Source organism: Escherichia sp. KTE172, assembly GCF_000408845.1.
Taxonomy (GTDB): domain Bacteria; phylum Pseudomonadota; class Gammaproteobacteria; order Enterobacterales; family Enterobacteriaceae; genus Escherichia; species Escherichia coli.
The window spans coordinates 205787-228113 of record NZ_KE137316.1; the positions used below are offsets into that span (position 1 = coordinate 205787).

Genomic DNA, 22327 nt, shown 5'->3' on the forward strand with positions numbered 1-22327 from the left:
AAAAGCCTGCCAGGGGAGAAATCGCAACTGTTAATTTTTTATTTCCACGGGTAGAATGCTCGCCGTTTACCTGTTTCGCGCCACTTCCGGTGCCCATCATCAAGAAGGTCTGGTCATGACGTTAACTGCTTCATCTTCTTCCCGCGCTGTTACGAATTCTCCTGTGGTTGTTGCCCTTGATTATCATAATCGTGATGCCGCGCTGGCCTTTGTCGACAAGATCGACCCACGCGATTGTCGTCTGAAAGTCGGCAAAGAGATGTTTACGCTGTTTGGACCTCAATTTGTACGCGAACTTCAACAGCGTGGTTTTGATATCTTCCTCGACCTGAAATTTCACGATATTCCCAACACTGCAGCGCACGCTGTCGCTGCTGCAGCTGACTTAGGCGTGTGGATGGTGAATGTTCACGCCTCCGGTGGGGCGCGTATGATGACCGCAGCGCGTGAGGCACTGGTTCCGTTTGGCAAAGATGCACCGCTTTTGATTGCTGTGACAGTATTGACCAGCATGGAAGCCAGCGACCTGGCCGATCTTGGCGTGACACTGTCACCTGCAGATTATGCAGAACGTCTGGCAGCACTGACGCAAAAATGTGGCCTTGATGGTGTGGTGTGTTCTGCTCAGGAAGCTGTGCGCTTTAAACAGGTATTTGGTCAGGAGTTCAAACTGGTTACACCGGGCATTCGTCCGCAGGGGAGTGAAGCTGGTGACCAGCGCCGCATTATGACGCCAGAACAGGCGTTGGCGGCTGGTGTTGATTATATGGTGATTGGTCGCCCGGTAACGCAATCGGTAGATCCAGCGCAGACGCTGAAAGCGATCAACGCCTCTTTACAGCGGAGTGCATGATGAGTGATTCCAACAGCCGTCTGGTCTACTCAACGGAAACCGGACGTATTGATGAGCCAAAAGCGGCCCCTGTACGCCCTAAAGGCGACGGTGTGGTGCGTATTCAGCGTCAGACCAGTGGACGTAAAGGTAAGGGCGTTTGCTTGATTACCGGTGTCGATCTCGATGATGCCGAACTGACAAAACTGGCAGCGGAACTGAAGAAAAAATGCGGCTGCGGCGGAGCAGTTAAAGATGGAGTTATTGAAATCCAGGGCGATAAGCGTGATTTATTAAAATCACTGCTTGAAGCGAAAGGGATGAAGGTAAAACTCGCAGGCGGTTAACATAAAAAGCCACGGATATATCCGTGGCTTTCGAATATTTTACTGTGTGTATTATTCAGTTATTTCGTACTGAACAGAATCAAGCGTATTATAATTGCGAGTCGATAATCGACATTTATTTACGATTATTTACCGACCTGGTGACCAATAACACCACCGACAGCTGCGCCACCTAATGTACCCAGCGTACTGCCATCGGTCAGTACTGCACCGCCTAATGCACCTGCACCCGCGCCAATTGCGGTGTTACGGTCTCGTTTAGACCAGTTAGAACAGGCACTCAGAGACATTGCCAGGGTAATTGCCAGAACAGCTGCGGTCATTTTTTTGCTCGTTACAAACATAATACTCTCTCCTGAATTTATGATTCACGGAAGTAAGCTCTCTATAACTATAATAGCTAAGAATAAGCCGGGTGAAATTATTCCGTGAAATCCGCTCGCGCGCAGGGTTATATCACGCAGGTGATAATGACTTCCTGTTATATCGCTGATAATAATTTTATATCTTGAGAGTGTTAATAACAGGTAAATAGTCTTAATTATCAACCAGGAATCATCTTAGAGCGGATGATTTGCCAAAGTGCAAATCATCCATAGAGAAGGGAAATGGTTAAATGTCAACGACGTGAACGGTGAGTTTACTGTGCTCAAGATGCATCAGATCGCTGGCGCGTATTTTCGAATCGGTAATCACGCGATTGAATCGCTCAACGGGGCCGATGGAGTATGAATGTACAGCACCAAATTTCGAGCTGTCAGTCAGGACTATCGCTTCGCACTCTTTTTCCAGCACGGCATTGACCACATCGGTACGCATCATATCGCGACCGGTAAACCCAGTTTCAGGTTGCCAGCCATCAATACCAATAAATGCTTTGCTAAAATGCACCTGTTGGATGCACTGGCGTGTCAAAGGGCCAACCATACTTTCGCTTTTTTTCTGGTACACGCCACCGAGCAAAATAACTTCACAAGGCGCGTCTTTCAGCAAATGCGCGATGTAGCTGCTGACCGTGATGATCGTGACATTTTTCTTCTGCTCGCCCAGAGTCCGGGCGAGCAGGGCATTGCTGCTGCCATTTTCGATAAAGATGGTTTCGCCCGGTTGAACCAGTGACGCGGCAAACTCGGCGAGTTCACGCTTCAGCGTATAGTTGCTCATCATACGAGTTTCGACGTCATCACTATCAAGCGATACTGCAAAGCCATGTGCACGGCGGAGGTAACTCAGTTTTTCGAGGGTGTTGAGATCCTGGCGAATGGTAACTTCAGAAACTCCAGTGGCTTTTGCCAGATCGGTTACGCTAACCTGACCCTGGTCAATGACCATCTGTAGAATAGTTTGTTGTCGGGAATTCATCGCTGTAATTCTTATAACGTTATAATACTAAATAAAAAAATACTGACGCGCCGGGCATCCTCAAATAGGAAAACCTGAAGGCACGATTGTTAAATCTCCCACGGTGCCTTCGGGATGTCTGGCGTAGATTCAGCAACCTGGCGCAAGAGTTCTGCTTTAAGTATCTCGAGATTATGGATCGCAGAGTGGTAATCGCCTGCCACAAGGATATCTAACACAATATCAATACGTTCGGCAACGCGCTGGGCATCAAATTCAGACATCAAGGACATCCTTATAGCAAAAGGGGAAAATGAATAATGCAAAAATTGCCGCTAAAAGAGAAGTGTTTAACAGCAACGGCTAATTATCATCCGGGAATACGATATATAATGACGGAATATAGCGCTAAGTATATATATTCATCTACTTATGCGCGCTTCAGATAGCGTTTATACCAGCGTTCAAAGGCGACGGCGGGCATCGGTTTGGCAAACAAAAATCCTTGCCGCTCATTGATCCCGTTCTTGGTTAAAAAAGCATCTTCCTTTTTACTCTCCACTCCTTCAGCGATCACCTGAAGATTCAATGCCTGGGCCACAGCGACGATCGCCCGGACCAGCGACTGCGATACAGGCTGTTTGTGAATATCCCGAACAAAAACCTGGTCAAGTTTAATCGCATCGATCGGAAAGCGCGCCAGTTGCGAAAGTGAAGAGTAGCCGGTACCAAAATCGTCCAGATGCACTTGCGCACCTAGTTGGCTAAATTGTTGAATAACAGAAAGTGCCAGTTCATCATTCTCAATCAGGCAGCTCTCCGTCAGTTCAACATCAATAGGGCAGTATTCAAAATTGAGTTCCTGGAGAACCTGTTTCAGGGCGGTGAAAATGGTTTGATCGGCGAGCTGACGTGCAGAAATGTTTACCGCCACTCGCAGGTTAATACCTTTATCCCGCCACTTTGCCACCTGGCGTACGACATCGAGAATCACCCAACGGCCTAAAGGCACAATTAGCCCTGACTCTTCGGCGTAGGAAATGAAGTCCAACGGTGGAATCAACCCACGTTCAGGTGACTGCCAACGTACTAGTGCTTCCAGACTGCGCACTTCGCCACGCCAGGTGATTTTCGGTTGATAGTGAATAACCAACTGATCGTTTTCCAGTGCTTTACGCAAGTTGGTATCCAGCCAGAGATATTCAAATACCCGCTGATTCATTTCTGGGGTAAAAACGCAAAATTGTCCTCGTCCGCCTTCCTTCGCTGTGTACATTGCTGTGTCGGCGTGACGAATAATAGCCGCGCTGTCCGAACCATGTTCGGGAGAGAGTGAAATACCCACTGAACAGCTGGTATAAACTTCAATTAAACCAATGCGGAAGGGGAGTCGTAAGCGGGTCAAAATTCGTGATGCCATTGCTTCCAGCGCGCTTTGTGAGGTATTGGATGCCAGTACCAGAAACTCATCGCCACCTGGACGCGCCAACACCTGGTCATGTTCGAGACAGCTTAAAATGGCCAATGACACGTCGCGTAATAGCTGGTCACCAAACAAATGCCCATAGGCGTCGTTGACCTTTTTAAAATTATCCAAATCAAGATACACAACCCCAACTTTATTGTTATCTGCCTGATTAATAGCGTGATCGATTAACTCCTGCATTGCGTTACGATTCGGCAGTCCGGTGATACTGTCGGTATTTGCCAGAATGCGCAGTCGCTCCTGAGCGCGGCGCTCTTCGGTAATGTCGGTGCCGGAACAGATTAAAAAAATCTCGTTTTTGCCACTACCGCTGTGGACAAATTTATTGCGAAACAGAAACAGCCGCTGGCCTTTACGTGTTGGTATCCACAGTTCGACTTCATATGCATTGCCGCTTCGAAAAAATACACGGTTATTGCGCCTGGATGCCGCAGCTTCACGACGGCTCATAAACAGTTTAAACACGCTTTGCCCAATGACGTCGTGTTCTTTCAACCCTGTGTAATCTTCACATAACCGATTGAAGCGCTGGATATTCCCCCGACTGTCGAGAATCACTATTGCGGAATGTGCTTCAGAAACTACCTGCTCAGCAAAGGAAAGCCCGTGTGATAAATCACGAGCAACCGCCGGTGTGTCATGCCATGCCGACGCGTTGCCAGCCCATTCCCGTTTATTGATTTTTCGTCCTACCAGATGCACAGAAAGATCGCTTTCATCGACGGTCAGACTCATCATCAGACTGGAAGTGATGACTGTCATTTCCCTGATGCGAGCAGCCTGTTCGGCAGATAACTGCAACGTACGTTCAGGTTCTGTGGTTTCGGTGGTAGAAAAGCGCAAAACATCGCTGCTTTCCGTTAACCGCCAGTATGGATTGTGCGATCCGAGAAAGTTGTACAACGTTGTGGACTCCCTAACGGTTTTCATGATGCATATCCTCCGGTTAACAGCGGAGTCCGCGGTTAAATAAAAGGAACAACATGACTTACATGAAATTAACGGCGGCTAAACGCATTGTTTTTTTTATATATTTATTTGTAATCCAGTTTTGGAAAAACGCCAGTTTTCAAACGAAAGTCAGTTAAAAATCTGCCGGGATATGACGAAGGTGGAGCGGGGAAATAAATGGCCCATTCATGAGGAATGGGCCGTGAAAGGAGATTACGCGACCGGGCGCGCAATAATGCTGCGGGTTTCCATGCGGACTTCGGCAATGGTGACGTCAATAACGTCAGTCACTTTGTAAGCCGTTTCACCTTTAATTTGTACAGTGCCGTTTTCCTGGCTGCAAACCAGTTCATCGCGCACAGCGTGTAAGAAAGGTGCCGGAATAAAGGCAATAGCGCCGTTATCAACCAAACGCACACGCATGCCGCCACGGCTGATATCGACAATTTCCGCCGCGAAACGGGTGTCAGTCCCGGCTTTGTCTTTCAGGAAGCGTGCGTATAACCAGTCGCCAACATCACGTTCTGCCATTCGGTTGAGACGGCGACGCTCGGCCATTTGGACAGTGATTTCATCCTGCGGACGCGTCGCAGTTTCGCCTTTGATAACCGCTTTCAGCAGACGGTGGTTGATCATGTCGCCATATTTACGGATCGGCGAAGTCCAGGTGGCGTATGCCTCCAGACCGAGGCCAAAGTGAGGACCGGGTTCAGTGCTAATTTCAGCAAATGACTGGAAGCGACGAATGCGGCTGTCGAGGAAACCAGTTGGTTGCGCATCCAGTTCACGACGCAGTTTGCAGAAACCGTCCAGCGTGAGCACTTCTTCGGCATCGACATGCAGACCGTGGGTTTTCAGCAACGCTGCCAGCGCGTCGGCATTCGCCGGATCAAAGCCCATATGCACGTTATAGATGCCAAAACCGAGCTTATCGCGCAGTACGCGGGCCGCACAAATGTTAGCGGCAATCATCGCTTCTTCGACGATACGATTGGCAATGCGACGAGGCTCGGCGACGATATCCAGCACTTCACCTTTTTCACCGAGAATAAAGCGGTAATCCGGGCGATCTTTAAATACCAGTGCGTGGTTATGACGCCACTCGCCGCGGCGTTGGCAAATTTGCGCTAACAAACGGACTTGTTCGGCAATTGCTTCACTTTCAGGCTGCCAGTCACCGGTATTTTCCAGCCAGTCAGAGACCTGGTCATACACCAGCTTCGCTTTGGATTCGATGGTGGCGGCAAAGAATTCGATATTATCTTCAATGGTGCCATCAGCGGAGAGCGTCATGCGGCATGCCAGTACCGGGCGGACTTCATTGGCGCGCAGTGAGCAGAGATCGTCAGAAAGCTCGCGAGGCAGCATAGGGATGTTGAAGCCAGGCAGATAGTTGGTGAATGCGCGAATTTTCGCGGCTTTGTCCAGCTTGCTGCCTTCAGCAATCCACGCGGTTGGATCGGCAATCGCCACAATCAGCTGAAGTTTGCCATCCGGCAACGCCTTAGCGAAAAGGGCGTCATCCATATCTTCTGTGCTGGCACTGTCGATGGTGACAAAATCCAGCGCGGTCAGATCTTCACGAACCAGACCTTCATCGAGCATTTCGGTAGCGACGCCGTCTGGTGCTTCTTTTTCCAGATTATGGCGCGCAAGGGTAACCCACCACGGTACAAAGTGGTCGTCACCAAAAGTGATGTATTGTGTCAGTTCAGCATAGAAAGAACGATCGCCTTTCAGAGGATGGCGGCGCATTTCGGCAACTGCCCAGTCGCCTTCTTTAAACTCGTGGTTCAGGCCACGGGCTGCGCGGCAAGGAATGGCGTCTTTTAAGAGTGGATGATCAGGAACGATGGCCAGACGGTCATTTTTGCCCTGAACTTTACCCACGAAACGAGTCAGGAACGGTTCAACCAGTTCTTCTGGCTCTGCGGATTCACGTTCTTTTTCACTGTGGATAACCGCGATAATTCGGTCGCCATGCATGACTTTTTTCATCTGCGGCGGCGGAATGAAATAACTTTTTTGCGCGTCGACTTCCAGGAAGCCAAAGCCTTTTTCTGTGGCTTTTACCACCCCTTCAGCGCGTGGCGTCTGGGAATGCAGTTGCTGTTTAAGCTGCGCTAGCAGCGGGTTGTCCTGAAACATAATTGTCTATTTTGGTGGCCATTAGAGCGGCTGACAGTTTTACGCGAATCTGTCTGACGCGGCAAGGTTAATATGTCTCACCCAACGCGATTTTTAAGCGATTTATCCAGCCACACAGCCCGCTCCATACCAGCAGATTAATAATCTGCGTTGATGATTTTTCGTGTTCGAGTAAAGGGCTGAACTGGGCGGCGCTAAAGCGATCGGGTGCTCGGGTCAGCCATTGTATCGCCTGAACGGTAGCGCGCTCAACAGAATGACGGTCAGCCCATTGGTTAATTTCATTTTCGCCCTTGCGCAGAAGGGCGCTGATTTTTTTATATTCATTTGATGAATCCATACAGATGGCAAAACAAGCAGGACTGCCATTTATCCGCGCGCATAACAACGCCGCAAGCTGATTATCCGGCTGTGTATTGACCCGTGTGCTGTTTAGCAACTTTTCGAGAAGGGAAAGTGAAATAGGGTGGAGAGAGAGTGTTTCGGCCAGTTGGCAAAGTTCTGCAGTTGAACTTTTTGTGTGCTCTTCAGGTAGTTTTTCCACCTCATAGCTGCTTCGCCAGCGTATTGACTCATCAGCAAACAGTGACGCGTCGGCATAGTTTTGTATCTCCAGACCGGGTAACCAGCGTACCGGATGCCCGAGATAAGCCTGAAATGTCGCAATGGTCCGCGCCTGAAAGCCAATAAAACCAATGATTTGATTAATGATCACACAGTCCCAGACAGTAAGACCGACGTCATTCAGATGCTGGCGCGATCGGTTGTCGATAATAGAAGGCGAGCTAGCCAGTTGGCGGGCATATTGCGTGATTTGTGCTAACCGATGATTACTTTCCCTGGAGGAATCAGGCCCGGGGAGCGGCGTAAGTCGCGCCGAATAGTAGTTACATAACCGCTGGACGCCGCAAACCTGAGCAACCGTCAGGGCCGTCGACAAGCGTTCATAAGCGGTGAAGGTCTGTGAACGGGTCACGGTAAGCTGGTCAGGGAACAACTCCACTGCAAGAACGCGCGCAGGGACCAGCCATGAAAGGAAGGGTGACAGCGTTTCTTCATCAAGGATCACGTCGAGCAGAAAGGGATCGCTGACCTTTGCGGCTTCCGGGACCAGAGGCAGAACGTCATATTCCGCAGTACTGGATTGCGTTTCATGATACCAGTGGCTTTTGCCGGTGATGTGGCGTTGTTCCATGGGCGCTCCTTGGTCGTAAAGGAAATCGTTATCCTGACGCAAGGCGGGAAGGGGAGAAAGACGGATCGGCGATAACAAATATCAGAAAGGTATAACAGAGATAACGGGCGGCAGGACGCCGCCCGTCTTGACCAACAGAACGATTATTTCAGTTCGAGTTCGTTCATTGCAGCGATGCTGAAACCGCCGTCAACGTGGACCACTTCACCGGAGATACCGGCAGAGAGATCGGAGCACAGGAATGCCGCAGAGTTACCCACATCTTCAATGGTAACGGTACGGCGAATCGGGGTAACGGCTTCGCAATGAGCCAGCATTTTGCGGAAGTCTTTGATACCGGAAGCCGCCAGAGTACGGATCGGACCCGCAGAGATGGCGTTAACACGCACACCTTCCGGACCCATCGCGTTCGCCATATAGCGCACGTTTGCTTCCAGAGACGCTTTTGCCAGACCCATAACGTTGTAGTTCGGGATAGCGCGCTCAGCGCCAAGGTAGGAAAGGGTCAGCAGGGCAGAACCCGGATTCAGCATGGAGCGGCAAGCTTTTGCCATTGCAACGAAGCTGTAGGAGCTGATGTCGTGAGCAATTTTGAAGCCTTCACGGGTAACGGCATTAACATAGTCACCATCCAGCTGATCGCCAGGTGCAAAACCAATAGAGTGTACGAAACCGTCAAACTTCGGCCAAACTTTCGCCAGTTCAGCGAACATGGTGTCGATGCTGGCATCTTCTGCAACATCGCACTGCAGAACGATGTCAGAACCCAATTGAGCGGCAAATTCTTCTACGCGGCCTTTCAGTTTGTCGTTCTGGTAGGTGAATGCCAGTTCAGCTCCTTCGCGGTGCATCGCCTGAGCGATACCGTAGGCGATGGACAGTTTGCTGGCAACACCGGTTACCAGAATGCGCTTACCGGAAAGAAAACCCATAGCTTTAATCCTTATTGTTGATGCTTGTTGTGCCTGAAAATCAGGCGATTCGTCGTTTTAGTAAACAGTACGAACAGATAAACGGTTATTATAATCAACCTGGCTGTGAGTGGCTATAGTTGCCAGGTCCGACCGGAGCAGGGTGCGGGCAGGGTGGGCGCTTTTCCCCTCACCCTAACCCTCTCCCCAGAGGGGCGAGGGGACCGTATTGTGCAAATATTGTCACCCCAGCAACAAACAGGCTTATACAGCCCCCTAACCCTTTCAGGGCGATGGCTGGGGTGAGAGTGAATGGTGGTTCAGACCTTGCCGAATATTCTTCATCATCCGCCTCCATGTTTTCACCACAACAGCTATTCGGCTCGGTCGGCCCCCTCGCCCTTTCAGGGAGAGGGTTGGGGTGAGGGTGACAGGCGGTTCAGTTCCTGCAGAATAATCTCCAGCACCGCCTCCTCATTACAATCAATCTCGTTATTCCAGAAACGCAGCACGGTCCAGCCCTGCGACTCAAGCCAGCTAGTGCGCCTGGAATCATAGGCAACTGCCAAATCATGCTGCCCACCATCCAGCTCAACTACTACACGCGCCGAGCAGCAAGCAAAATCGAGAATGTAGCTCCCCACCGGATGTTGACGGCGAAATTTGAAATCACCAAAACGTCGGCTGCGAAGATATCGCCAGAGCTTTCGTTCCTGCGAAGTGAGATTGCGTCTTAAATCACGCGCATTTGATTTTATTTTATCCATCACCTCATTCTGACAAGATTTAATCTCTTGTCAGAATGAGGTGAATAATCTGGAAGGAGGATTCAGAAAATTAACGATCTTTACGCCACGCATCCGCCGTCAATGCCTCGCCAAAATGACCGGCAATAAGCCGTTTGGTGAGTTCATGCAGCGGCGATGCCAGCACATCGGCGGTGCTGCCTCGCTCGACAACCTCGCCCTGATGCATCACCAGCACCTGGTCGCTAATATGCTTCATCATTCCGATATGCTGGGTGACATAAATATACGAAATGCCCTGTTTTTCCTGTAACTCCAGCATCAGATTAATCAACTGCGAACGCATCGACATATCCAGTGAGGCGAGGGCTTCATCGGCAATAATGACTTTTGGGCGCAATATCAGCGCGCGCGCCAGCCCCAGACGCTGTTTTTGCCCGGGTGCCAACATATGCGGATAGTAACTGACGTGATCCGGTAGCAGCCCAACCATACGCATCGTTTCAATAATCTGTTTGCGACGCTGTTCCGGTTCCAGATCGGTGTTCAGACGCAGTGGAAAATCCAGTATTTGCGAGATACGTTGACGGGGATTCAACGATGTCGAAGGATCCTGAAAAATCATGCGAATACGCTGACTACGGAAGGAATAATCGCCAAAATGCAGCGGATGATCGTCAATCAATAACTCGCCGCTGGTAGGTTCTATCATTCCCGCCAGCATTTTTGCCAGCGTGGATTTACCCGAACCATTCTCGCCAATAATCGCCAGTGTCTGGCCTTCACGTAGCGTAAAGCTCAAGGGTTTTACCGCTTCTACGGTCTGACGACGAAACCAACCGGTCCGGTAGCGGAACGTTTTACTTAAATTACGCACTTCAAGCAGCGTTTCGATCATCTCACTCTTTCTCCATGTTCAGCGGGAAATGACAGGCATAGAGATGATTTTTCGCCCCCGTCAAACGTGGCGTCACAATGCATTCTCGTTGTGCATACGGGCAACGCGGCCCCAGACGACACCCAATCGGTAACTGTTCCAGCAGTGGGATAGCGCCGGGCAGCGTATTGAGGCGACTTTTATGCGGCATCGCGCTGCCGAAGTCTGGTATCGCGCGGATCAGCGCCTGGGTATAAGGATGATGTGGCATCGTCACCAACTCCTTACTCGGCGCGGTTTCCACCGTTTGACCGCAGTAAAGCACGTTAATTTTATCCGCCCATTGGCTAAGCATTTGTAAGTCATGGCTGATAAGCAAAATAGTGGTATTGCTGTTTTGGTTGAGACGCGTCAGGAGGCGAAAGATTTGCGCCTGGGTTGTTGGCTCCATTGAGTTTGTCGGTTCGTCAGCAATCAGCAGACGCGGTTGATTCGCCAGTGCAATGGCTATCATCACTTTCTGACATTCACCTTCGGTCAACTCATAGGGAAAACTGCGCATCGCATCTTTGTGATCTTTAATCCCCACGCGGTGCAGCAGTTCAATGGCACGGCGTTTGCGCCAGCCAAAACGCTGCCACCAACGGCCTTTATAGGTCCAGGCTGGGATGTTTTGCATCAACTGGCGACCCACTCGTTCTGAAGGGTCAAGACACGACTGCGGTTCCTGGAAAATCATCGACACGTTGTGACCAACCAGCTTGCGCCGTTCGCGTGCGGAGAGACGCAGCAAATCGATATCATCAAAACGCATACGGTCAGCAGTAACACGCCAGTTATCTTTATTCACCCCACAAATCGCTTTCGCAATCAAACTCTTGCCGGAACCGGATTCGCCAACAAGACCGCGGATTTCACCTTCGGTTAAGGTCATACTTACGCGGTCGACGGCTTTAACCCACTCATCACCGGTTTTAAATTCAATGGTCAGGTTACGAATATCGAGTAATGGCATTATTCCACCCCCGCAATAATTGCACGACGGACACCGTCGCCAAGGAGGTTAACCAACAGCACGCTAATCATAATTGCCGCACCTGGCAGCATGACAGTCCACGGGGCGACATAAATCAGTTCCAGCGCATCACCGAGCATCGCTCCCCATTCAGGCGAGGGGAGTTGCGCGCCGAGATCGAGAAAGCCCAGCGCGGCGATATCGAGAATTGCCATCGACAGTGCGCGGGTGATTTCGGTGACCAGCCCGGCGGTGATGTTTGGCATCACAGCAAACCAGAGAATATTCAGCGTTGATGCGCCATCCAGACGGGCGGCGATAACGTACTCTTTTTCCAGTTCGTCATGCACCATGCTGTAAATCGAACGTACCATACGAGGCAGCAGCGCCAGCCAGACGGCAAACATGGCGTGAGACAAACTCGGTCCGGCAAACGCTACAACGATAATTGCCAGCAGTAGGGAAGGGATCGCCAGTAAGGTATCCAGTATATGGTTAAGCACCGCTGAGCGTAGGCCGTGCGTCGCGCCGGCGAAGGTGCCCAGTACCAGGCCACAGATCGTAGCGGCAAGCGTCACCACAAATGCGCCGCCTACGGTTGGCGCAGCTCCGCTCAGTAAACGGCTTAAAACATCGCGTCCGAGGTCGTCAGTCCCCAGGAAGAAAGAAACTTCGCCATAGCGCGACCATGACGGCGGCAATAATTGATAACCGAGAAATTGCTGATCGATGCCGTAAGGCGCAAACCAGCCGCCAAAAATACACAGTACAGCCAGCCCCGCGCAGCCGTACAGGCCGACCATCGCAGAGGCGTCACTATAAAATTTGCGCCAGGCGGTACGCAGCGTGCCCGGCGGGCGCTTTTCGCTGTATACGCTATCGTAAGGCATACCATTCCTTATGTTTCAGAGGGTTAGCCATGGCACCCAAAATATCAGAAATCACGTTAACAATAATGACCAGTGAGCCACACACCATCACTCCGGCGGAAATGGCTGCGTAATCCTGCTGGCGGATGGCGTTAATTAACCAGCGGCCTAAACCCGGCCAGCTAAAAACCATTTCGGTGATCATCGCCAGCGTCAGCATGGTAGAAAACTGTAAGCCCAGGCGAGGAATAACCGGAGGTAACGCGTTATGCAGAACGTGGCGACGCAAAATAGTAAAGCGGGACAAACCGCGGGTCGCCGCTGCTTTAACATAGTTCTGGTCATACACTTCGATAGTGCTAATACGCATCAGTCGGATCACTTCAGTTGTTGGCGCAACCGACAGGGTGATCACGGGCAATATCATATGGCGGATTGCGCTCATGACCATTTCATCCCGCCATGGTGAGTCCGAAAGCCAGGCATCAATCAACGCAAAACCGGTAATCGGTTTCACTTCGTAGAGCAGATCGAAACGTCCTGAAACGGGCAACCAACCTAGCGTGAGTGAACAAAACAGCGTCAACAGAAGCGCCAGCCAGAACACCGGGATTGAAAAGCCCAGTAAGGCGATGGCGTTGATCAAGTTATCCTGCCACTTATGGCGCGTAATCCCGGCAATCATCCCCACGGGGATGCCAACAATCAGCGCAAAACCGAAGGCGAGGATGCACAGTTCCATCGTCGCCGGGAAGACCTCTTTTAACTGTTCGGCAATCGGTTGACCGTTAATGCTGGAAACACCAAAATCCCAGTGGATCAGGCCATTAAACCAGAACACCCAGGCATTCCACAGTGACGCGCCTTGTAACGGCGCATGTGGGGTGAAATAGCTCAAGCTGAAGCCAACAAAGGTCAGCAGGAACAAGGTGACAATCAATAACAAAATGCGGCGTAAGGTGAAGATAATCATGGTTTTTTCACCTCATCCTGTTTCTCGCGATACACCCCAGCAAAGGAGGCGTTACCAAACGGGCTAAGTACCAGACCTTTGATATCGTACCGATAGGCCTGCAAACGCAATGACGACGCCAGCGGCAAAATGGGCAATTCCTGCGCCAGAATACTCTGCGCTTCGTCATAGGCTTCAATACGCGCCGCCAGCTGCTGCGAGGAGAGCGCCTTACGCAACACGCTGTCGAATTTCGGATCGCACCAGTGGGCGAGGTTGGTCTGTGAATGAATTGCCGCGCAGCTCAGTAAAGGACGGAAGAAACTGTCCGGGTCGTTACTGTCCGTCGCCCAACCGGATAACGTCAGATCATGGCTCATATCCATCAACCGCGCCTCCTGAAAGCGACCTTCTACCGGCACAATCACCACTTTTACGCCAACCTGCGCCATATCCGCCTGAATCAGTTCGGCAGTTTTCAGTGGACTGGGGTTCCACGCCTGCGAACGTGTGGGCACCCACAGTTTCAGCGTTAAGTTTTCCAGCCCCAACGCCTTCAACTGTTCGCGCGATTTCGCCGGATTGTATTCAGTAATTTTAGCCTCGTTGTCATAGGCCCACGAGGCGCGCGGTAAAATAGAGGCCGCCGTTTCAGCCGTACCATAATAGATGGATTGCATCAGGCGCTGGTTATTAATCGCCAGTGCCAGTGCATGGCGGACAGCGGGATTATTTAGCGGCGGTTTGGCGGTGTTAAATGCCAGATAGGCGACGTTCATCCCAGGACGCAGCGTTAAACGCAAGCGCGGGTCGTCACGCAAAATGGATAGCTGGCTGGCAGCAGGCCAGGCCAGAACGTCGCATTCCCCGGTCAGGAGTTTCGACAGACGTCCGGTGCCGCCGGAGCCTAAATCCACCACTACCTGCGGCATTAACGGTTTACCGCGCCAGAAGTCATCATGACGTTGTAGGCGAATAAATTGCCCGGCGCGGTATTCCGACAACTGATACGGACCGGTGCCGACCGGTTGACGGTCGAGTTGCTCCTGGCGATCTTCTTTCTCTAACTTCCGGGCATATTCTGCCGACATGACCGATGCATAATGGGTCGCCAGGTGCCACAAAAAAGAAGCATCCGGCTGGGCGAGTCGGAACTCAACGGTATGATTATCCAGTTTGCGGACGCTTTTCACGTTATCGGCAAATTGCAGGCTGTCGAAGTAGGGGAAGTTGCTGCCGTTGACGTTATGCCACGGGTTGTTGCGGTCAAAAATTCGCTGGAAGGTAAACACCACATCGTCGGCATTCATTTTACGAGTGGGAGTAAACCAGTCGGTTTTTTGAAACGGAACATCGCGACGCAGGTGGAAGCGATAGGTCGCGCCGTTATCGAGAACTTCCCAGCTTTCGGCAAGTTCCGGCATCAGGCGATAGGTATAGGGATCGACATCCAGCAGTCGATCATAAAACTGGGCGGCAAGGGTATCGACAATTAACCCACTGCTCGCTTTGGATGGGTTAAAGGTGTTGACTTGCCCGCTAACGCAATAGACAAAACCGCTGTCGCGGATATCAGCATGCGGGGGGGATTCAGGCGCGGCGATTGCCTGACCACTCACAAGTCCAGCAATCACCAAAAGAGACGATAATACCTGGCGCATAATATTAATGGATTTTATGTAAAGAGGCTATCTTACTAATATTTAATGACATTTGCCATTACCGTTTGTGTTCAGGGGTCGTAATGAGGGCCGTGTGGTTGGTCGTTGAACAGGTGACGTCACCATCTGTTCAACATTCGTACCCGTGATTTCTCTATAACTATAACTCACAGAACAACTTAGCGAGGAGCAGAGCGGTACGATCGTGAGAAACCCATTAAAGCACGCTGCAGTGCGTGTCATTTTTAGCCGGATGCGGCGTGAACGCTTTATCCGGGCAACGATACTGACCGAGCGTCTGCAATGAAATAATTACTCATTACCCCATTGATTCAAAAACTCTGCGATCTCATCAATGCGTACGGGACTAATCCCCGCTTCAGCAGCCATTTCATGTTGGGCTTCTTCGCTGATCTCTTCATTGTTCATCAAACGGGTGAGCAGTAACTGGAAGTAGTGGGCCAGCGGTGTGCGTTCAGCGTCTGCGACAGGCTCTGCGCATTCGGTCGCGTACTCATCGGCAATATCAAAATATTTTAGCGGGATATCGTGGTTCATTATTTGCCCCTGGGGTTAATGCGCTAAGCATAAGGGCGGATGATAGCACTCGTGATCCGGGTCATACATCTTTTTATAGTTAATGGCGCGGTGCATTACCCTCAGGCAGGATAATGCGCCGCGCATCCGACTATTACGTTTCGCTCACCGGCGTTCTGTCACCATCATACAACGGCACTTTGCGATAGCGGCGGATCAGATACCACAAATATGCGCCGCCTAACGAAGCCCATACCAGACCGAGTGTCAGTGACGTTGACTCGAGGTTAACCCACAGCACACCCACCGTCAACGCGCCAACCAGCGGCATCAGCAAATAGTGGAAGTGATCCTTCCAGCTTTTATTCATTCCTTTACGCCGCCAGAAATGATTAAACACCGACAGATTTACGAAGGTAAATGCCACCAGAGCACCGAAGTTAATCAATGCTGTCGCGGTGACTAAATCAAAGAACAGCGCCGACAGCGCAACAATCCCGACCATAATGACGTTCAGTGCCGGAGTCCGCCATTTCGGGTGCACATAGCCAAACACGCGCTCCGGAAACACATTGTCACGCCCCATCACATACAGCAGACGCGACACGCTGGCATGTGAAGCCAGGCCAGACGCTAACGTGTTCACAAACGTGGTGCAGAGGAAAATCGACTGGAAGAGCTTGCCGCCGACGTACAGCGCAATTTCAGGCAGTGCGGCGTCCGGGTCTTTAAAGCGGCTGATATCGGGAAAGAACAGCTGCATAAAGAACGACGCAGCGATAAAGATAACGCCGCCGTATACCGCCGTCAGGAAGATGGCTTTCGGGATCACGCGTGCGGCGTCCGGTGTCTCTTCCGAAAGCGTGGTCACCGCATCGAAACCGAGGAAGGAGAAACAGACAATCGTCGCCCCGGTAATAATCGGGATCAGGTGCGCGTTCTCGCTGATAAACGGCTGAAGTGACCAGACGGTGCCAACGCCTTCTCCTTTATGCAGTCCCTGAACCACCAGGAAGATAAACACCACCATGATGGAGATTTGCACCAGTACAAACAGGGTATTGAAGTTAGCAACCAGGTTGACGCTCTTCAGATTCGCGGCGGTTAAAATGGCGACGAAGGTTACCACCCACACCCACGGCGGCACTTCCGGGAAGAGGGCGGAGAGATAGATTTTCGCCAATAAAACGTTGATCATTGGCAAAAAGAGATAATCCAGCAGCGATGACCAGCCGACCATAAATCCGACGTGCGGGTTAATCGACTTTTGCGCGTAGGTATAGGCCGAACCGGCTTCCGGAAACTGGCGAACCAGTTTGCCGTAGCTGATAGCGGTAAACAGCACGCCCGCCAGCGCCAGCAAATAGGACGCCGGAACGTGACCGTCGCTAATGCCGGAGACAATACCAAAAGTATCAAATACGGTCATCGGCGTGAGATAGGCCAGACCCATCATCACCACCTGCCACAATTTCAGTGATTTTCGCAGACGGGTTTTGCCAGATTGCGCAGCAATAGTTAGTGGTGAATTAATAGCCATAGTTGCTGCCTCCCCTGCGTAATAAGGTTTGCGGTCGTGTCGACCTGAAATCAAACCTGTTTAGCAAGGGAAGCAAAGGGGGCGGAGTCCAGTCAGTAGCAGGAGGGGCGCATACGCAGCCTCCCTCGCCATGCGGGGATTTAATCATCGGCATCATCTCATTTCCTCGTCACAGTCTTAATCGTTAACGGAAGCCCGTTGCCGCCTGCGCTCCATAACGCGACATCCGGAAAATGTCTGGATTACCAGCAAATGTCAGGCCTGGCTCCGCTCAGGCCGATGAAACAACCCCGCAAGGGGTATTACGCGTTTTTCAACATCCACTCAATTTCTGTTTCTGTGATGAGGCGCTCAAACTGCAACAGCTCATCATTTTTACAGGCGTGATAGACATGGCAAAACCGTTCGCCTAAATAGCGGCGCAGGTGATCATTCTCGATAAACTCACCCAGGGCATCGCTCTGACGAATCGGGAAGGGTAAGCCTTCCTGTTCCAGCCCGTTACCTTCGACTTCTTCCTGTAATGGCAGTTCGTTATCAAGGCCATGCAAAATACCGGCAAAAATCGCCGCCATCACCAGATACGGGTTGGCATCGGCACCCGCCACGCGATATTCCACGCGGTGATTATGGCGATCGCCGCACGGAATACGCAGGGCGACGGTGCGGTTGTTATGGCCCCACGACGCCTGCGTCGGTACATACATACCTGGCTGGAAGCGGCGATACGAGTTCACGTTTGGTGCCAGCAACGCCATTGATGACGGCATCAGGTCAATCATCCCGGCAAGCATCTTTTTCAGCAGCGGCGAATCTTCGCCTTCCGCGTCAGAAAGCACGTTCTCGCCACGGTTATTTTGCATACTGATATGGATATGCATCCCGCTGCCCGCGTGCTCTTCATACGGCTTCGCCATAAAAGTGGCGTGCATCTTATGCTTTTCTGCCATCAGACGCACCAGGCGTTTTAGTGCCAGCGCATCATCGCAAGCTTCCAGCACGTTATCGGTATGGTAAAGATTGATTTCAAACTGACCTGGCGAGGCCTCAGCGACCGCGCCATCTGCCGGAATCAGCTGTAACTGCGCCAGCTCATCAATATCATTGAGCACGTCGGCGAAGTGGTTGAGGTTATCAACGGAGTAAACCTGGCTTTGTGTATTGCGGTCATCGGTGCCGGGCGCGCAGGGCGGTTGCAGATATCCTTCAGCGTCGCGCTGGCGATCCAGTAAATAGAACTCCAGCTCTACCGCTACGACCGGGAACAATCCGCGCTGGCGCAGCTGCTGCCACAGGCGGTTAAGAACGTTCCGCGGCTCAACGTCAAAGGGAGCGCCATCTTCATCGACCATGGTCAGGAGCATCTGACCGATAAACTCTGGATCGGCGGCAGAAGGGGTTAAGGAACCGAGAACAGGAACACAGGTACGATCCGGCTCGCCCATTTCCTGACCCAGGCCCGCTTCTTCTACTACGTTGCCCAGAATATCCATTGCAAACACCGAGGCCGGGAAATAACACCCTTTCTCGAGCTTCTTCAGGCTTGAAACAGGAATACGTTTTCCACGGAAGCAACCATTCAAATCGGTAAGTAAAACATCAACATATTGCGTATTCGGGTAGCGCTCCAGGTAGCGTTTCACTTCCTGCGTAAAGGCGCTACCCCGCCTCTCTTCTGACTGCTGAACAAAGTTCTCTACTTCAACGATATTGGTTTCCATGATTCTTCGCCTTTGGTTTGTTTTCCGCTCGTTATCAAAGCGTAAAATATAATGACCACTATTCGAATCTGTATGCAAACTAAATGTTTGTCAAATGTTAAATTGAGTTTGCAAAAATGAAAACCCACTGCTAGATTGAAAAAATATTGAACATAAAGGTCATTTAAAGCGCAGTAATGGCGATAATTTAGTCCACTTTGTGAGATTGAGCATGGAAAATATAATGAACAATCCGGTTATCGGTGTCGTAATGTGCAGGAACAGGCTTAAGGGTCATGCGACCCAGACTCTGCAAGAAAAGTACCTGAATGCCATCATCCACGCAGGCGGCTTGCCAATTGCGCTACCACATGCGCTGGCGGAACCGTCGTTACTTGAACAACTTTTGCCGAAACTCGATGGTATTTATCTTCCTGGTAGTCCCAGCAATGTGCAGCCGCACCTATATGGTGAAAACGGCGATGAGCCTGACGCCGATCCCGGGCGTGATCTTCTGAGCATGGCGTTAATTAATGCCGCACTCGAAAGGCGCATCCCCATTTTCGCCATCTGCCGGGGTTTACAGGAACTGGTGGTGGCAACCGGTGGTTCGTTGCATCGCAAGCTGTGCGAACAGCCTGAATTGCTGGAACATCGGGAAGATCCCGAACTGCCGGTGGAGCAGCAATATGCACCGTCGCATGAAGTTCAGGTTGAAGAGGGGGGATTGCTGTCTGCGTTGTTACCTGAATGTAGCAACTTTTGGGTAAACTCTCTGCATGGACAAGGGGCGAAGGTCGTTAGCCCACGGTTGCGTGTTGAAGCTCGCTCGCCGGATGGCTTAGTTGAGGCGGTTAGCGTCATCAATCATCCTTTTGCGCTGGGCGTACAGTGGCACCCGGAATGGAACAGTAGCGAGTACGCGCTTTCGCGTATATTGTTCGAGGGCTTTATCACCGCTTGTCAGCACCATATCGCTGAAAAACAGCGACTCTGACCACTACAGTTTAAGGAAATGCAAATATGAGTGATGAGGGACTGGCGCCAGGAAAACGCTTGTCGGAAATCCGCCAGCAGCAGGGGCTTTCACAACGTCGTGCCGCCGAACTCTCCGGGCTGACTCACAGTGCTATCAGTACGATAGAACAAGATAAAGTCAGCCCTGCCATCAGTACGCTGCAAAAGCTGCTGAAGGTGTATGGTCTGTCACTCTCGGAATTCTTTTCCGAGCCGGAAAAACCTGATGAGCCGCAGGTCGTCATTAATCAGGACGACTTAATTGAGATGGGCAGTCAGGGTGTGTCAATGAAGCTGGTTCATAACGGTAACCCGAATCGCACGCTGGCGATGATCTTTGAAACTTACCAGCCGGGCACAACCACTGGGGAAAGAATTAAGCATCAGGGTGAGGAAATAGGCACTGTACTGGAAGGTGAAATTGTTCTGACGATTAATGGTCAGGATTATCATCTCGTCGCGGGGCAAAGTTATGCCATTAATACCGGCATCCCGCACAGTTTCAGTAATACGTCGGCAGGTATTTGCCGAATTATCAGCGCCCATACGCCCACCACGTTTTAATCTTTTTGTTCTGTAAGCCGGGTAAGCGCAATGCGCCCGGCAATCTATAAAGAATGTCGCCAGAAATAAACGGGCATACGGCCCGGGGATCTCTGCGCCCTGACGTTCACAAACTGCATATATCTGATAGACGTGAAACAGGAGTCATAATGAATTTTCATCATCTGGCTTACTGGCAGGATAAAGCGTTAAGTCTCGCCATTGAAACCCGCTTATTTATTAACGGTGAATATACTGCTGCGGCGGAAAATGAAACTTTTGAAACCGTTGATCCGGTCACCCAGGCACCGCTGGCGAATATTGCCCGCGGCAAGAGCGTCGATATTGACCGTGCGGTGAGCGCAGCACGCGGCGTGTTTGAACGTGGCGACTGGTCACTCTCTTCTCCGGCTAAGCGTAAAGCGGTGCTGAATAAACTCGCCGATTTAATGGAAGCTAACGCTGAAGAACTGGCGCTGCTGGAAACGCTCGACACCGGCAAACCGATTCGTCACAGCCTGCGTGATGATATTCCCGGCGCGGCGCGCGCCATTCGCTGGTACGCCGAGGCTATCGACAAAGTGTATGGCGAAGTGGCGACCACCAGTAGCCATGAGCTGGCGATGATCGTGCGTGAACCGGTCGGCGTGATTGCCGCCATCGTACCGTGGAACTTCCCGCTGCTGCTGACTTGCTGGAAACTCGGCCCGGCGCTGGCGGCGGGAAACAGCGTGATCCTAAAACCGTCTGAAAAATCACCGCTCAGTGCGATTCGTCTCGCCGGGCTGGCGAAAGAAGCAGGTCTGCCGGATGGCGTGTTGAACGTGGTGACGGGTTTTGGTCATGAAGCGGGGCAGGCGCTGTCGCGTCATAACGATATCGATGCCATCGCCTTTACCGGTTCGACCCGTACCGGGAAACAGCTGCTGAAAGATGCAGGCGACAGCAACATGAAACGCGTCTGGCTGGAAGCGGGCGGCAAAAGCGCCAACATCGTTTTCGCTGACTGTCCGGATTTGCAAAAAGCGGCGAGCGCGACCGCTGCGGGCATTTTCTACAACCAGGGGCAGGTGTGCATCGCCGGAACGCGTTTGTTGCTGGAAGAGAGCATCGCCGATGAATTCTTAGCCCTGTTAAAACAGCAGGCGCAAAACTGGCAGCCGGGCCATCCACTTGATCCCGCAACCACCATGGGCACCTTAATCGACTGCGCCCACGCCGACTCGGTCCATAGCTTTATTCGGGAAGGCGAAAGCAAAGGGCAACTGCTGCTGGATGGCCGTAACGCCGAGCTGGCTGCCGCCATCGGCCCGACCATCTTTGTGGAGGTAGACCCGAATGCGTCCTTAAGCCGCGAAGAGATTTTCGGTCCGGTGCTGGTGGTCACGCGTTTCACATCAGAAGAACAGGCGCTACAGCTTGCCAACGACAGCCAGTACGGCCTCGGCGCGGCAGTATGGACGCGCGACCTCTCCCGCGCGCACCGCATGAGTCGCCGCCTGAAAGTCGGCTCCGTCTTCGTCAATAACTACAACGACGGCGATATGACCGTGCCGTTTGGCGGCTATAAGCAGAGCGGCAACGGTCGCGACAAATCCCTGCACGCCCTTGAAAAATTCACCGAACTGAAAACTATCTGGATAAGCCTGGAGGCCTGAA

24 protein-coding genes are annotated in these 22327 nt (G+C 51.5%); 7 read left to right on the forward strand and 17 right to left on the reverse strand.

Features of this window, described 5'->3' with window-relative positions:
* Window positions 1-115 precede the first annotated feature (115 nt).
* Both pyrF and yciH read left to right on the forward strand, forming a co-directional pair.
* Window positions 116-853, forward strand: a complete 738-nt coding sequence (pyrF, locus tag G434_RS22550; RefSeq protein ID WP_000176265.1) for an orotidine-5'-phosphate decarboxylase — start codon at window positions 116-118, stop codon at window positions 851-853.
* Complete coding sequence (yciH, locus tag G434_RS22545; RefSeq protein WP_001295580.1) at window positions 853-1179, forward strand: stress response translation initiation inhibitor YciH; 327 nt, start codon at window positions 853-855, stop codon at window positions 1177-1179. Before pyrF ends, yciH begins: the two co-directional genes overlap by 1 nt.
* Window positions 1180-1304: 125 nt before the next feature.
* Here yciH and osmB read toward each other — a convergent pair whose 3' ends face one another.
* From osmB to yciZ, 3 genes are all read right to left on the reverse strand, one after another.
* A complete protein-coding gene (gene osmB / locus G434_RS22540; protein ID WP_000498253.1) occupies window positions 1305-1523 on the reverse strand; it encodes an osmotically-inducible lipoprotein OsmB in 219 nt (72 codons plus the stop codon).
* A 268-nt stretch (window positions 1524-1791) separates the two neighbouring features.
* Entirely contained in the window at window positions 1792-2541 is a 750-nt protein-coding gene (locus G434_RS22535; RefSeq protein WP_001088621.1) for a DNA-binding transcriptional regulator YciT, read from the reverse strand.
* An 89-nt stretch (window positions 2542-2630) separates the two neighbouring features.
* Window positions 2631-2804: a YciZ family protein gene (yciZ, locus tag G434_RS22530; protein WP_001288368.1), complete on the reverse strand. Its 174-nt coding sequence runs from the start codon at window positions 2802-2804 to the stop codon at window positions 2631-2633.
* A gap of 36 nt (window positions 2805-2840) precedes the next feature.
* Between yciZ and ymiD the strand changes: the two genes are divergently transcribed.
* Window positions 2841-2969, forward strand: coding sequence for a protein YmiD (gene ymiD / locus G434_RS30415; protein ID WP_023148853.1), 129 nt, complete (start codon window positions 2841-2843; stop codon window positions 2967-2969).
* Here the strand turns inward: ymiD and pdeR are convergent.
* Window positions 2951-4936, reverse strand: coding sequence for a cyclic di-GMP phosphodiesterase (pdeR, locus tag G434_RS22525; protein WP_000859966.1), 1986 nt, complete (start codon window positions 4934-4936; stop codon window positions 2951-2953). The genes ymiD and pdeR overlap by 19 nt on opposite strands.
* Window positions 4937-4989: 53 nt before the next feature.
* On the opposite strand from pdeR, the gene G434_RS0124690 reads away from it, so the two are divergent.
* Window positions 4990-5094 carry a hypothetical protein gene (locus tag G434_RS0124690; RefSeq protein ID WP_000221855.1) on the forward strand — a complete coding sequence of 35 codons (105 nt, stop codon included), beginning with the start codon at window positions 4990-4992 and terminating at the stop codon, window positions 5092-5094.
* Between the two features lie 76 nt (window positions 5095-5170).
* On the opposite strand, the gene G434_RS22520 is transcribed toward G434_RS0124690, so the two are convergent.
* From G434_RS22520 to puuA, 13 genes are all read right to left on the reverse strand, one after another.
* On the reverse strand, window positions 5171-7105 hold the full coding sequence (locus tag G434_RS22520; RefSeq protein ID WP_000485008.1) for an exoribonuclease II: 1935 nt from the start codon (window positions 7103-7105) through the stop codon (window positions 5171-5173).
* A 67-nt stretch (window positions 7106-7172) separates the two neighbouring features.
* Window positions 7173-8300 (reverse strand): carboxymuconolactone decarboxylase family protein, encoded by a 1128-nt coding sequence (locus G434_RS22515; protein WP_001306554.1) that lies wholly within the window; start codon window positions 8298-8300, stop codon window positions 7173-7175.
* Window positions 8301-8443: 143 nt separating this feature from the next.
* On the reverse strand, window positions 8444-9232 hold the full coding sequence (fabI, locus tag G434_RS22510; RefSeq protein ID WP_000506485.1) for an enoyl-ACP reductase FabI: 789 nt from the start codon (window positions 9230-9232) through the stop codon (window positions 8444-8446).
* A 383-nt stretch (window positions 9233-9615) separates the two neighbouring features.
* Window positions 9616-9981, reverse strand: a complete 366-nt coding sequence (locus tag G434_RS22505; RefSeq protein ID WP_000968855.1) for a DUF559 domain-containing protein — start codon at window positions 9979-9981, stop codon at window positions 9616-9618.
* A gap of 67 nt (window positions 9982-10048) precedes the next feature.
* Complete coding sequence (gene sapF / locus G434_RS22500; protein ID WP_000573407.1) at window positions 10049-10855, reverse strand: peptide ABC transporter ATP-binding protein SapF; 807 nt, start codon at window positions 10853-10855, stop codon at window positions 10049-10051.
* A 1-nt stretch (window position 10856) separates the two neighbouring features.
* Window positions 10857-11849 (reverse strand): peptide ABC transporter ATP-binding protein SapD, encoded by a 993-nt coding sequence (gene sapD, locus G434_RS22495; protein ID WP_001128858.1) that lies wholly within the window; start codon window positions 11847-11849, stop codon window positions 10857-10859.
* The gene (sapC, locus tag G434_RS22490) at window positions 11849-12739 is read right to left on the reverse strand and encodes a peptide ABC transporter permease SapC (RefSeq protein ID WP_001146163.1); all 891 of its coding nucleotides are present in this window, start codon (window positions 12737-12739) and stop codon (window positions 11849-11851) included. Before sapC ends, sapD begins: the two co-directional genes overlap by 1 nt.
* Window positions 12726-13691 carry a putrescine export ABC transporter permease SapB gene (sapB, locus tag G434_RS22485; RefSeq protein WP_000583281.1) on the reverse strand — a complete coding sequence of 322 codons (966 nt, stop codon included), beginning with the start codon at window positions 13689-13691 and terminating at the stop codon, window positions 12726-12728. Before sapB ends, sapC begins: the two co-directional genes overlap by 14 nt.
* A complete protein-coding gene (gene sapA / locus G434_RS22480) occupies window positions 13688-15331 on the reverse strand; it encodes an ABC transporter substrate-binding protein SapA (protein WP_001250213.1) in 1644 nt (547 codons plus the stop codon). Before sapA ends, sapB begins: the two co-directional genes overlap by 4 nt.
* A gap of 312 nt (window positions 15332-15643) precedes the next feature.
* The gene (locus G434_RS22475; protein ID WP_001015100.1) at window positions 15644-15889 is read right to left on the reverse strand and encodes a YmjA family protein; all 246 of its coding nucleotides are present in this window, start codon (window positions 15887-15889) and stop codon (window positions 15644-15646) included.
* A gap of 133 nt (window positions 15890-16022) precedes the next feature.
* The gene (gene puuP / locus G434_RS22470) at window positions 16023-17408 is read right to left on the reverse strand and encodes a putrescine/proton symporter PuuP (RefSeq protein ID WP_001309476.1); all 1386 of its coding nucleotides are present in this window, start codon (window positions 17406-17408) and stop codon (window positions 16023-16025) included.
* On the reverse strand, window positions 17398-17562 hold the full coding sequence (locus G434_RS29560; protein WP_120795382.1) for a YmjE family protein: 165 nt from the start codon (window positions 17560-17562) through the stop codon (window positions 17398-17400). The genes puuP and G434_RS29560 overlap by 11 nt, the downstream gene beginning before the upstream one ends.
* A 148-nt stretch (window positions 17563-17710) precedes the next feature.
* Complete coding sequence (puuA, locus tag G434_RS22465; RefSeq protein ID WP_001296746.1) at window positions 17711-19129, reverse strand: glutamate-putrescine ligase; 1419 nt, start codon at window positions 19127-19129, stop codon at window positions 17711-17713.
* 211 nt (window positions 19130-19340) lie between these two features.
* Between puuA and puuD the strand changes: the two genes are divergently transcribed.
* The 3 genes from puuD (at window position 19341) to puuC (ending at window position 22326) form a co-directional block, all read left to right on the forward strand.
* Window positions 19341-20105, forward strand: coding sequence for a gamma-glutamyl-gamma-aminobutyrate hydrolase (gene puuD / locus G434_RS22460; RefSeq protein WP_001307158.1), 765 nt, complete (start codon window positions 19341-19343; stop codon window positions 20103-20105).
* Window positions 20106-20131: 26 nt separating this feature from the next.
* Window positions 20132-20689: an HTH-type transcriptional regulator PuuR gene (gene puuR / locus G434_RS22455; protein ID WP_001278727.1), complete on the forward strand. Its 558-nt coding sequence runs from the start codon at window positions 20132-20134 to the stop codon at window positions 20687-20689.
* 149 nt (window positions 20690-20838) lie between these two features.
* The gene (puuC, locus tag G434_RS22450) at window positions 20839-22326 is read left to right on the forward strand and encodes an aldehyde dehydrogenase PuuC (protein ID WP_001009161.1); all 1488 of its coding nucleotides are present in this window, start codon (window positions 20839-20841) and stop codon (window positions 22324-22326) included.
* The last annotated feature ends 1 nt before the right edge of the window (window position 22327 follow it).